This is a genomic window from Williamwhitmania taraxaci, assembly GCF_900096565.1.
Classification (GTDB): domain Bacteria; phylum Bacteroidota; class Bacteroidia; order Bacteroidales; family Williamwhitmaniaceae; genus Williamwhitmania; species Williamwhitmania taraxaci.
This window is the reverse complement of sequence record NZ_FMYP01000002.1, coordinates 18,300-30,966: the sequence shown is the minus strand read 5'-3', so window position 1 is coordinate 30,966 and position 12,667 is coordinate 18,300. Positions and strand designations below refer to the sequence as shown.

Annotated in this window: 12 protein-coding genes; 1 reads left to right on the top strand and 11 read right to left on the bottom strand. The window is 38.9% G+C overall.

The window, feature by feature from the left end:
• Window positions 1–6: 6 nt before the first annotated feature.
• The 11 genes from BLS65_RS00880 to BLS65_RS00830 all read right to left on the bottom strand — a co-directional run bounded on the left by BLS65_RS00880 (window position 7) and on the right by BLS65_RS00830 (window position 12,287).
• On the bottom strand, window positions 7–1,386 hold the full coding sequence (locus BLS65_RS00880) for a hypothetical protein (protein WP_092434327.1): 1,380 nt from the start codon (window positions 1,384–1,386) through the stop codon (window positions 7–9).
• A gap of 5 nt (window positions 1,387–1,391) precedes the next feature.
• Window positions 1,392–2,429 (bottom strand): hypothetical protein, encoded by a 1,038-nt coding sequence (locus tag BLS65_RS00875; RefSeq protein ID WP_092434324.1) that lies wholly within the window; start codon window positions 2,427–2,429, stop codon window positions 1,392–1,394.
• Between the two features lie 95 nt (window positions 2,430–2,524).
• Window positions 2,525–4,054, bottom strand: coding sequence for a murein biosynthesis integral membrane protein MurJ (gene murJ, locus BLS65_RS00870; RefSeq protein ID WP_092434321.1), 1,530 nt, complete (start codon window positions 4,052–4,054; stop codon window positions 2,525–2,527).
• A gap of 55 nt (window positions 4,055–4,109) precedes the next feature.
• Window positions 4,110–5,231 carry a DegT/DnrJ/EryC1/StrS family aminotransferase gene (locus tag BLS65_RS00865; RefSeq protein ID WP_092434318.1) on the bottom strand — a complete coding sequence of 374 codons (1,122 nt, stop codon included), beginning with the start codon at window positions 5,229–5,231 and terminating at the stop codon, window positions 4,110–4,112.
• 2 nt (window positions 5,232–5,233) lie between these two features.
• Window positions 5,234–5,662 (bottom strand): cupin domain-containing protein, encoded by a 429-nt coding sequence (locus BLS65_RS00860; protein WP_092434315.1) that lies wholly within the window; start codon window positions 5,660–5,662, stop codon window positions 5,234–5,236.
• A 12-nt stretch (window positions 5,663–5,674) separates the two neighbouring features.
• Window positions 5,675–6,787: a GDP-mannose 4,6-dehydratase gene (gmd, locus tag BLS65_RS00855; protein WP_092434312.1), complete on the bottom strand. Its 1,113-nt coding sequence runs from the start codon at window positions 6,785–6,787 to the stop codon at window positions 5,675–5,677.
• A gap of 97 nt (window positions 6,788–6,884) precedes the next feature.
• On the bottom strand, window positions 6,885–7,940 hold the full coding sequence (gene rfbB / locus BLS65_RS00850) for a dTDP-glucose 4,6-dehydratase (RefSeq protein WP_092434309.1): 1,056 nt from the start codon (window positions 7,938–7,940) through the stop codon (window positions 6,885–6,887).
• A 32-nt stretch (window positions 7,941–7,972) separates the two neighbouring features.
• Window positions 7,973–8,539 (bottom strand): dTDP-4-dehydrorhamnose 3,5-epimerase, encoded by a 567-nt coding sequence (gene rfbC / locus BLS65_RS00845; RefSeq protein WP_092434306.1) that lies wholly within the window; start codon window positions 8,537–8,539, stop codon window positions 7,973–7,975.
• A 341-nt stretch (window positions 8,540–8,880) separates the two neighbouring features.
• Window positions 8,881–9,759, bottom strand: coding sequence for a glucose-1-phosphate thymidylyltransferase RfbA (rfbA, locus tag BLS65_RS00840; protein WP_092434303.1), 879 nt, complete (start codon window positions 9,757–9,759; stop codon window positions 8,881–8,883).
• A 21-nt stretch (window positions 9,760–9,780) separates the two neighbouring features.
• A complete protein-coding gene (locus BLS65_RS00835; RefSeq protein ID WP_092434300.1) occupies window positions 9,781–10,776 on the bottom strand; it encodes an SDR family oxidoreductase in 996 nt (331 codons plus the stop codon).
• A gap of 161 nt (window positions 10,777–10,937) precedes the next feature.
• Entirely contained in the window at window positions 10,938–12,287 is a 1,350-nt protein-coding gene (locus BLS65_RS00830; RefSeq protein ID WP_449441469.1) for an IS4 family transposase, read from the bottom strand.
• Here BLS65_RS00830 and BLS65_RS18150 point away from each other — a divergent pair.
• A complete protein-coding gene (locus BLS65_RS18150) occupies window positions 12,187–12,423 on the top strand; it encodes a hypothetical protein (RefSeq protein WP_170829952.1) in 237 nt (78 codons plus the stop codon). The genes BLS65_RS00830 and BLS65_RS18150 overlap by 101 nt on opposite strands.
• Window positions 12,424–12,667: the final 244 nt, after the last annotated feature.

Below are 12,667 nucleotides of genomic sequence, written 5' to 3'. Positions count from 1 at the left end.
ACCTAATTACAAAAATGGTAAAAATGTGTATATGACTTCAAATAGAACTAAAACAGACGCAATCAAGGTGCTTAATATTTTAAAACTCTTATTTGTTACTTCAAAACCAGATGCGACTATAATATAAAAAAGTGGCATAAACATAGTCTTATGTCTAATTTGCATTGATAATTGCGAAAACACTAAATTAATGAACAAATATCCAATTACAACAATTACAAACAATCGATTTTTCTTATTTCCAAATAAATATGACAAAGAGCGAACAAAATATTGCAAATAGAAAATAAACATCAATGAAAAGAACGCTGACAATAAAAGTCTAATTGTAATTGAATTACTATACCAAATATCATTTAAAGTAAAAAAAGGTGAGCCAAAGTAAAAAACAAAACCTAAAGGAACTCTTAGTATCATCGGCAATCCATATATGAAACTAGCAGCGGAATGATCTGAACTACTTGAATTAATAAATCCAAGAAATTCTTCTCTGAAAAATATATTATCAAGTATTTTATAATTATTTAAAAAAATTATAGTTGCCGGTAATGATAGGATAACAAGGACTGAAATTAAGAAAAGAAGCCATACTCTTCCTTTAAATTGAACTTTAGAGGAATCATCATTCCGACTAAATATTAAAATCATAAAGAGAAAAAACAATAGCCCAATGCATGAACTTATTCGGAAATAAAACATCAAGGTAAAGACGCAAATAAGCAACAAATACCTTCTTTCAATGAGAAATAATAGACCTGCAATAAATAGCATTGCAGTCCACCCATCGCGTATTAAAACTAAACCATTAATAAATAATATTGGACATATCGAGGTAAAAAGAAAAGATAAATTACTTACTTTTTCTGAAAGGCCAATACACACAGCAAACTTTCTAGTAAGTATTGGGATAAAACTTAATGCAAATACATTTACAAAAAGAAGATCAATTAACTTTACATTCTTATATAATGAGATTAAATTAACAAATATCTGTAAAAACACAGAATAATGATGCATAAAGTTACTTCTATCACCACGATAACTTACGCCATTATTAGTTGCCTCTTGAAAAAAGAATAAATCATCAGTGCCACCATGTATTCCTTCTCCTGTACAACCAATATTCTGAGGAAATTGACAATACTGAAACCAATAAATTAAAACAGTTACAATAGTATAAAAAGAAAATAATAAAATAACATCTTGAAAACCTTTATCTTTAAAAATTAACAGATAAGAAACAACTGTAATAAGAATGAAAAACAAAAAAGTAAAAACACTGAGAAAATCAATAGACATAACTGACATAATCGCTAAAAGGAATAACACAATAGCGTTACTTCCTTTAGTCTTAGGCCAGACAAATAAATATGAACCAAAATTCATTTTAACTACAATTTAAACAATCTATTCTTAATCTTATAATATAAATGTCTCACATATTCCTTCCTTAACTTTAACAATTCTTTACGTTCACTAAAAACAATAGGTGTATGCCGAAACACAGAGAATATACCATCTTCATAACCAGAAGTTTGAGGTAAGTTGTAACTTATACTATTTTTTTTAGATAATAAATACTCCCATAATTCTACATGCTTTCGAGTATAATCCATCCAATTCCAACTTTCAACAGACTTTACTAGACTATATCTCTCATTTTGAATACTAATAAATATGTCGACTAATTCATTATACGTTGAGAATGGATGTGTTATTCCATTAATTGCATCTAAATGATATCCCTGCGGCGTTGTAATTGTCTTAACACCAGCACTCAAGGCATCTACAAATCCCATTTGACCTTCATCCTGGCCCATATATAAATAGTAATCCAAACTCGGAATCAGTTTTACATATTTATCATAGTCAAAGTCGCTTTCATACTCAACCACAAAGTTATTACTGATAAGTGTAGCTACCTGTTTATCCCAATTTCGGCCCATTATACGAAACATGAATACATTAGGATCTAACAATTCAGCCAAGTTATCAAGAAAAACTTCGCGTTTTCGCCCATCATCTTGAACCATGCAGGTAATACCAATAACAATCTTTCTCGGCTTAATTACACCATCATGGGCAGGATTAATATATGATAGTTTATCTTTACTAATACCCAAAGAAACAAGTTTTACCATTGTTTCATGCGACATACAAATCCCCATTTGAGCAACATCTAATTGCCTCTTAATCAAATTTAGTTTAGATGAATCATCAATATGTGTAACCATTAAAGTGTCAATACTTGAGGGCTCACCGTTAAAGTTTATGTATATAATATGGTGATTAATATCACAAAGAGGATCACTACACTTACTTATTTTTGATTCAATTCCAAGTCGAGTAAGATTCTCGTGCATTTTCTTAGCAAACTTGCCTAAAATCCATGCATTAACATCTTCGTAACAAATGATATTTATCTTCATAGTATAAAAATAAAAAAACGATTAATAATTAGTTAATTTTGCAATCCAAATTTATTGACAAAATATGTTGAATAAATAAGTTCGAAAACAGTCAATTACCGGTAACCAAGCTTAACTTTAATATAGGTAGTCAGTTGAGACATTTCCTCAATCTTAAATAACAGGCCAAGAATATAAAACAATAGCAAACCAAATATAAAAGCGAATAAAGTATTAACATAACTAAACAAACTGAAAAATGCACAAAACTTATATACGCTAAAAAACGATATAAAAGAAACAACTGTAACTCTTAACAAATCAATGGAAATCTTATTAAGGCTCAACCTTACTACATATTTATTAATATATAGAATAGAGATAATAATATTCACAATGCTTGAAATAGATAAAGCCACAGCCAATCCCAAATACGAATAGGAAATAGAAAGGTAATAACCCAGAAAAAGATATAAAACGAGTTCGATTGTTGCAATAATTGAAATAGTCCATGTATTTGCTGAAAAATAGAATACTTTAGCAACAACATTACCAAGACTTTGAGCAATAAAAGCCCCCATCATCAAACAAAGTCCCAAACTAACAGCATTTGTTGAATTATGGTCAAATGCACCTCGCTCAAGAAGTAGTTTTACGATAATATCACCCCAAAAAAAAACAATAAAAGTAATTGGTATAGTTAATAAAAGAATTATTCGTGTGGCTTTAACAACTAATACACCAACTTCGATCTTTCTATCCTCAATCCAATACTTAGATAACAAGGGAAACAGACTTACTGCAATGCCTCCTGATGTAATTGTAGCCATAATACTTAATAATTGATTTCCATATCCCAAATATGAAATGCTTCCATTAGGCAAATTTGAAGCTAACATCCTCTCGAAAACAGGAGTAAAACGAAAAATAAATCCAAATAAAAAAAGTGGTGTAGCTGTTTTAAAAAGCATTAATAAATGCCTATTATCGCCTCCCCTTAAAGTAAAGCGATAGTTTACTTTGCGCAAAACATTAGACAACAGAATAAAAGATAGAAAACTACCAACTGTATAACCATAAGCTAAACTAATGATTCCAAATCTGCTTGTAAAGAAAAATACAAATAAAGTACTAATAGTTGGAATAACAAGAGGGATTAAAGCAGGTTTTAAAAAATAATTATTAATTTGATAAATAGAAACGAAAAAACTGCTTAAAATGAAAAATAGAGTAGAAGGAATAACTGCAATTAAGATTTTGGATGTATAATGTATTTGTGCTTCTGAAAAACCAGGAACAGATGTTCTAATGATTGATGTTGAAAAAAACATGCCAAATAAAACAACAAATAAAAGTAAAACTCCAATCACTAAAAAAACTTGAGTCAAAAACAAATTTAAACTATTTTCATTCCCTTCTCTTTCAATCTTTTGAAATCTAGTCAGAAATACGTATCCAATAGAGCCAACAAAAACAGCATTTAAATACATCGGAATAACAAGTGCCGCAAGATATGCATCTCTCTCAAATGAAGTACCATAATAATACGCAATAACCAACTGAGAAATAAAATTCAATACAATACTTAAGACAGAGATAATTGTAATTTGAATTGTCGACTTAAATAGATGAGTATTGTTCTTCATCAATTAATAATATTCATTAATTACAATACGAGATAGAAATTATAACGTCAAGAAATTATTTCGAAAACTTTACTATTTCAAATGCGATTCTTTCAATAACTTCTTTAGAAAGCGAACTTCCGGACGGTAAATAAAAACCATTATCCGAAAGATCCGTTGTAACTGGATAATTTCCATTGCAATCACATCCATATTCAATCAATGATGGCTGAACATGCATCCCCCTAAAAAGTAAACGCGTATCAATATTCTGATTTTTTAAATGCATGACTAACTCATCTCGAGATCTGCCATATTTTTCAGGATCAATCAAAATAGCATTCATCCAAAAAACATTAGTTACATAATCCTTAGATTGCTGGAAACTAATTCCATTAACACCTCCCAAAAGATTAGTATAATTCTGATGATTTCTTATTCGCATCTGCTTATACTCATCAGCTTTCTCAACTTGCGCCAAACCAATTGCAGCATGAATATTAGACATCCTGTAATTAAACCCAATATTATGGTGTAAATAATTACGAGGTGAATCAAGCGGGAAGCACATATTCTTAAAATACAACATTTTACGATACAGTTCTTCATTATTGGTAACGAGAGCACCACCTTCCCCTGTTGTAAGATTCTTATTTGCAAAAAAACTGAAGGAAGTAATATCAGCTAATGTACCAACTTTCCTACCTTTGTAGTCAGCTCCATGCGATTCAGCAGCATCTTCAATCACCATTAAACCATATTTCTGTGCCAGTGCATTAATCTCATCCATATCACATGGATGACCAAAAATTGAAACAGGCATTATTGCCCTTGTTCGCTTGGTAATTTTGGCTTCAATGAGATTCACATCAATATTCCAAGTCAATGGGTCTGCATCCACAAATACCGGTATTGCACCTGTATAGCAAATTGAAAATGCCGTCGCAATCATTGTGAAATTCGGAATAATTACCTCATCATCCTTACCAATACCAGCTGCCACTAAAGCCAAATGAAGCGCAACGGTACCGTTCGTAACTCCAACAGCATATTTAGCATCACAATATTTTGCAAATGATTCTTCAAAAGCTTTGACATACTTCCCAGTTGATGAAATCCAACCAGTATTTAAACAATCATTTACATAATCCTTTTCATTACCATTAAGAAATGGTTCGCAAACAGGTATAAATTCCATAACTATTTCAAATTAATATTTGTAACATCTACTGCACTAAAACGAACCTTATCCATTTCACCAAGATAAGGACCTTGTTTAACTTCTATCATTTCTATTTCCTCAATTACAAAAAAGCCATGACCTCCTCCTGCCAGTAAAATAACATCGCCGGCATAAAGAGTTCTACTTTGAAGATAAACTTTAGATGATGAATAAAAATCAACTCTTAGTATTCCACTTTTCATAATTAAGACTTCTGAAGTAAAAAAAACCTCACGTTTTACTGAGTTGTGGACGTGTGGCAATATTTCCTTACCTGCTGGATGTTTCATAAACGCCACTTGCTGTGTAGCATCATCATCAGTAAAAAAAGTAACTCCAGCCGAAGTGTAACGATCCCTAACAATTAAACCTAATAACTCTTCTTCGTCAAAAATTTTTTCTAACATAAGTCAATAATATTACCAATATTTTTGGGTTTTATATCCATTATCAAGTAACAACTTCTGCCCTTTAAAATAATGGAGATCTGAAGCAACCATCTCCTTTGCTATATCACGAACAGTATGAACTGCTTTCCAGCCCAAAAGTAGTTCTGCCTTAGTTGCATCACCTAATAGTAAATCAACTTCAGTTGGTCTAAAATAGAACGGATCAACAGCAACAACTTCTGCCCCATACGGCAATTGGTATTCACTATTATTACAACATTTTACTAATCCTTTCTCGTTAACACCTTCCCCTACAAATTCAACTTCAACACCTAACTCATTAAAAGCCATTCTAACAAACTCTCTAACCTCAGTGGTAACACCCGTCGCAATAACAAAATCCTGAGGTTCATGGTATTGAAGTATCCTCCACATCGCATCCACATAATCTTTGGCATGACCCCAATCACGTTTTGCTGAAAGATTTCCTAACATTAATTTGCTTTGCATGCCTAAACCTATTTGAGCAACTGCTCGGGTAATTTTGCGGGTAACAAAAGTTTCTCCCCGTATTGGGCTTTCATGGTTAAAAAGGATGCCGTTACATGCAAACATACCATAAGCTTCTCGATAATTTACTGTTATCCAATAAGCATACATTTTTGCAACAGCATACGGGCTTCGAGGATAAAATGGAGTATTCTCATTCTGTGGAATAGCCTGTACCTTACCATACAATTCGCTAGTAGAAGCTTGGTATATTCGAGTTTTATCCGTTTTCTTAAGCAAACGTATTGCCTCAAGTAACCGCAAAGTACCAAGTCCGTCAGCATTCCCAGTGTACTCAGCAATTTCAAAACTAACATGAACATGGCTCATTGCAGCCAAATTATATATTTCATCAGGATTCGTCTCCTCTATAAGACGAATTAAATTGGGCGAATCGGTAAGATCTCCATGATGAAGATACATGTTAGTATGCTCCAATAATGGATCTTTATAAATATGATCTATCCTACCAGTGTTTATAAGAGAACTTCGTCTCTTCACCCCATGAACAATATATCCTTTATTTAATAGATATTCTGCAAGATAAGCTCCGTCTTGACCAGTTATTCCTGTTATTAATGCAGTCTTTGCCATTTAGTAAAAATATTAGAATCCAAATTAAATCATCAAATTCGCTTAGTCTTCAACAATAAGATATATGATCGGATCGGAAACAAGTTGAATAAGAAGACTACCTCTTCGCATACATCCCCTCATAATACTTCTGATAGTCGCCACTGGTTAGCCGGTTGAGCCATGCCTCATTTTGCAAATACCAATCGATGGTGAGTTCAATGCCTTCCTCAAATTGTAGTGAGGGTTCCCAGCCCAGCTCATGCATTACCTTGTTGGCATCGATGGCATAGCGCAAATCATGGCCTGCCCTATCGGTAACGTAGGTAATTAGCTTCTCGGAGGTTCCCGCTTCACGCCCCAACTTACGATCCATTATGGTGCAAACAGCCTTAATAATGTCGATGTTCTTCCACTCGTTGAATCCGCCAATATTGTAGGTTTCCCCAACCTTGCCGTTATGGAATACGGTATCAATGGCACGAGCATGGTCAATTACGTAGAGCCAATCGCGCACATTTTCGCCCTTTCCGTAAACAGGCAAAGGTTTGTTGTTGCGGATATTATGAATAAATAGAGGGATAAGCTTTTCAGGGAACTGGTTTGGTCCGTAGTTGTTGGAGCAGTTCGTAATTACCACGGGCAGCTTAAATGTGTTGCCATAAGCCCTTACAAAATGATCGCTACCGGCCTTTGAGGCAGAATAGGGCGATTGGGGATCGTAGGGGGTTGTTTCAAAGAAGAAGCCTTCATGCTCCAACGATCCGTAAACCTCGTCGGTTGAAACGTGGTAAAACAGGTTACCCTCCATGTTGCCCTTCCATGTCTCCTTGGCTGCTTGCAACAGCGAAAGGGTTCCCATAATGTTGGTTTGGGCAAAGGAGAACGGATCGGTAATGGATCTATCCACGTGCGATTCAGCCGCAAGGTGTATTACCCCGTCGATGCTATGCTCCGCAAAAAGTTTTAGCATCTGCGGGTAATCGCAAATATCGGCCTTAACGAACTTATAGTTTGGGGCATTCTCAATGTCGGTCAGGTTTTCCAGGTTACCGGCATAGGTCAACTTATCAAGGTTGATTATATTGGTATTTGGATACTTATTTACAAAAAGTCGAACTACGTGTGAACCAATAAATCCGGCACCACCGGTTACAAGAATATTTTTTGACATAGTCGGTATTTTTTGGTTTATGCACAAATTTTCTAGTATAAACTATCGGCATAACTAAATGCAATAGCCTCTTCAAATGTAGGTAGAGTTTTATCCTTCTCCGATAGAATTACCCTACTCAAATCAATTGGCCATTGAATATTAACCGTAGGATCGTCCCACTTAAATGCTCCCTCATGATTGGGAACAAAATAGGCATCGCACTTATAAAGAAAAGTAGCCTCCTCTGAAAGGGTAAGAAAGCCATGCGCAAAACCGCGTGGAACAAATAGTTGCCGCTTATTTTCAGCCGAAAGTTCTACGGCCACATACTTCCCGAATGTTGGCGAACCCGTACGCATATCCACTGCCACGTCTAAGACCTTACCCTGCACAACCCTAACGAGCTTCGATTGGGTATAGGGAGCCAGCTGGTAGTGCATACCGCGTAGCACACCAAACTGTGAATGGGACTCGTTATCCTGAACAAAGGTGGTATTGCACACCTTTTCAATAAAATTTTTATGTGAATGCGATTCGAAAAAGCAACCACGGCTATCGCCAAAAACCTTTGGTTCAATAATCTTAACCTCAGGAATGGAAGTTTCTATAACGTTCATGCTATGCTAAATGTAAGATTTGAGGAGAAAAGACCGAAGTCCGAAGACTGAAGACCGAAGACCGAAGTCCGAAGTCGGGAGTCCGAAGACTGAAGTACGAAGTCGGGAGTCGGGAGTCCGAAGTCGGGAGTCCGAAGTCCGAAGACTGAAGACTGAAGACTGAAGACTGAAGACTGAAGACTGAAGACTGTAGACTGAAGACTGAAGACTGAAGACTGAAGACTGTAGACTGAAGACTGAAGACTGAAGACTGAAGACTGAAGACTGAAGACTGAAGACGGGAGTTGCCATAATAGTTCAGCGATACTCAGATTGGAACATCCTAAAAATCTAACCACCACCTATTTCTTCTCCACTAAACCAACCAAGTACTGTCCATACTGGTTCTTAATCATGGGTTTTGCCAGCTCCAAAAGGCGCTCTGCGGATATCCAACCCTTACTATAGGCAATCTCCTCTAAACAAGCAATTTTGAGGCCTTGGCGGTGCTCGATGGTTGCTACATAGTTGCTGGCTTCAGCCAACGACTCATGCGTTCCGGTATCGAGCCAGGTAAATCCACGCCCCATCAGCTCAACACTTAGGCGATTTTGCTTTAAATACTCCTGGTTTACCGTGGTAATCTCCAGCTCGCCCCTGGCCGAAGGTTTAATGTTCTTGGCCACCTGAACCACATCGTTGGTATAGAAGTAGAGCCCCACCACCGCATAGTTCGATTTAGGCTGCAGAGGCTTCTCCTCAATGCTGGTAACCCTACCGTTGGCATCGAACTCGGCAACGCCATAGCGCTCGGGATTGTTCACCCAGTAGCCGAAAACAGTGGCCTTTCCGTGCTTTTCCACATTATCCTTTGCACTTTCGAGCAGACCAGTAAAGCCGTGCCCATGGAATATATTATCGCCCAACACGAGGCAAACGCTATCGGAGCCTATAAACTTCTCACCAATAATAAACGCTTGAGCCAATCCGTCGGGGCTAGGCTGCTCTGCATAGGTCAGGGAAACACCACAATCGGAACCATCGCCCAGCAAGCGCTTAAATCCGGGCAGGTCGTCAGGAGTTGAGATGATTAATACCTCCCTTATCCCAGCCAGCAGAAGCACCGATAGCGGATAGTAAATCATGGGTTTATCGTAAATGGGGAGCATTTGCTTCGAAACTCCTTTGGTAATTGGGAAAAGGCGTGTGCCTGCCCCTCCTGCTAAAACGATACCTTTCATAATCTACTGGTTTATGGTTGTTTATTGGGTTTTAAGCGATTGGTAGTACCATTCGGCCGAGCGTTGTAACCCCTCCTTAAAGAGGCATAACGGGGTGTATCCCAAAAGCCGTTGGGCTTTCTCTATGCTAGCCAGCGAATGGCGCACATCCCCTTCGCGCTCGTTGCCATATATGGGGAAAATGGTATGAATTTCTTCATCATACTCTCCCAAAAACTCCTTAAGGTTAGCAATAAGCTGATTCAGAGTGTTTTTCTCGCCGCAGGCCACGTTATAAACCTGGTTTATGGCATCGGGATTAACAGTAGCGGCGGCCAGCTGGTTAGCCAGCACCACGTTGTCGATAAAAGTAAAATCGCGGGAATGGTTTCCATCCCCATTAATTACGGGTTGTTCGTGATTAAGCAGCTGCTTCACAAACTTGGGAATTACAGCTGCATAGGCACCTTCAGGATCTTGTCGGCGTCCAAAAACGTTGAAATATCTTAACCCAATGGTTTCAATGCCATACAACTTGGAGAAGTTGTCGGCATAGAGCTCATCGGCATATTTGGTAATGGCATAGGGCGAAAGAGGCTTTCCTATTTGATCCTCCACTTTTGGAAGGCCGGGGTGGTCGCCATAGGTAGAGGAACTGGCTGCATAAACAAATCGTTTGATACCCGACTCCTTGGCGGCAAAAAGCATTCGAACAAAGCCACCCACATTAACGTCGGTGGTGGTAATAGGGTCTTTAATGGAACGGGGAACGCTTCCCAGCGCTGCTTCATGAAATACAACATCAACCCCATTCACAGCCTTTAAGCAATCGTCGTAGTTGCGAATATCCCCTTCAATTAGGGTAAAGTTTGGATTACTTATAAATGAAGAGAGATTCTCCCGCTTACCGGTAGAAAAGTTATCTAAACAAACAACATGGTTTCCATCACCAAGCAAGGATTCACATAGGTTGGAACCGATGAAGCCGGCACCGCCGGTAACGAGGATATGTTTATTGGTGAGTGATTGGAAGGACATATGCTTATTTTTAAAGTGATAAAATAGTTACAAGTAACAAAAAAGTGACAATAGATAACTAAAGTTTCCCACATCCAGAGAGCCCATAAACAGGCTACATATTTCATTGATTGAATAAGGCTGAAATGGATGTAAACGATACATTTACAGCAGTATGCAGGTTAAATGTTCGATTTGTATGTTTCTTCGCACTTATCCCAATCGTCCCGTAAAAACGAGAGCAAGGCCAGCAGCTTTCGGCTTGCTTGGCTATCTTGCAGCAACTTTTCTATGAGCTCCTCTATATCCACGTTCAGCAGCTCAACCAGCTGCATCACCATTTTCAGGAATACCGTGATCAACCGCTCCCAGAGCGTCAGCTCCAGCAGGTGTTGCTGCGTTTCCCGGAAGAGATCGCCTAGGGTTTCGTAGGCGCCAAAACGTTTTTGCAGGGTTAGTATCGTATGCGTGACCAAGGCGAGGGTGGCATCGGCAACTTGTCCATCGAAATCGGTATTCTGGGAGCAGCCCAACCGCAGGTACTGCTTGCACTCCTTGAACAAGACCTCGATGGTCCACCGGATCTGATAGAGCTCAATGGCCTGCACAAAGGATAGGGACAAGTCACTCGTTAACAGAATCGTCCATCGGCTCGCGTGGTTGTATTGCATGAGGAAAAGCCGAACCTTTTCGCCCTTATAGTCTGCCGTAATTGCAATGTAGCGCGTGCGGTATTTTCGGGAGTGCTTGGCCCGCTTGCGGTCGAACTTTGCGACGAGCTGGTGCGCGTTCATCGCCCTACCGTCAACCGTATACTTGCGGTTATCCACCTTACACATGCCCAGCACGTGCAGCGCTCTGCCCTTGATGGCCCGAATGGCTTTGATGGTGTAGTCGTTAACAAACCAGCTGTCCATGAGCACGTAGCTGGCCGTAACCCCGTTTTTTACAGCCCGTCGGAGCATGGCCACCGCGTTGTGGTGCTTCTCTTGATCCAGCTCTGTATACCGCTGAGCGGAGGGCGTTCCGGCCTTCCGCACCTTGCTGAACTGTGCCCTTTTTTCCTTTACCGTTAACCCTTGCTTGCCCGTACCTCCCCTTTCGCAGTGCAGCGAAAAATCAAGGGATACAAGGCTTTTTCCATCCCATAGCGCCAGCAGCAGCAGCTTGAAACCAAAGGGGTATCGCTTCGTGACGTGGTTGAATATGCGGCCAACCCGCTCAATGGTTTTTCCGGTTTTCTCTAAATCCGTGTCGTCCAGCACAAAGCAGCGAACGCTCGGGTTACCGTCACCTTTCGCCTGAACGTGGGCGGCAAACTGCTTGGCCAACCCCATCAATAACCCTCTCCAGCGCATCAGCGGGTTGTTCATCAGCCGGTAAAAGGTGTTGTCGTCGATGGCCGGGCACGCGCTCCTACCGGGCTGCTGCATGCGCGCGATGCTGGAACCGTGGAGCCGAAAGGTAATCAGGGATACCAGCAGCTGGGTAACGCTTACCCCTTTGCCCTTTACGGAATCAAAGGGGCGCAAAAAGCGGCTTGTCGTAAAGGCCGTAACGAAGTGGAGGACGCCCTCGCTTGTTTTATCGTCGTTGCAGAGAACGCTTTCTAATTCGCTTACTTTGGCTACATTTGAGGACATAAGTAGTGGAACTATTTGTAATTAGTCTTTTTGTTTGTAACTAATTCAAATATACTTATTTACAGCTAGTTTTCCACTACTTTTTGTGTTTTTTATAGGCTGTATATCAAGGTTTTCCTATGTGGGAAACTTTAGTAGATAATTGCCGGAGAACAGAAAAGGAAATATCCTAACTAGAATGGCCCTTACACAGCTTCGCCTCCTCAGTCACATTGGCGAGACCGACTACTAAAATTGGGAGATCAAAAGTAGATATTTATCGCCAATTG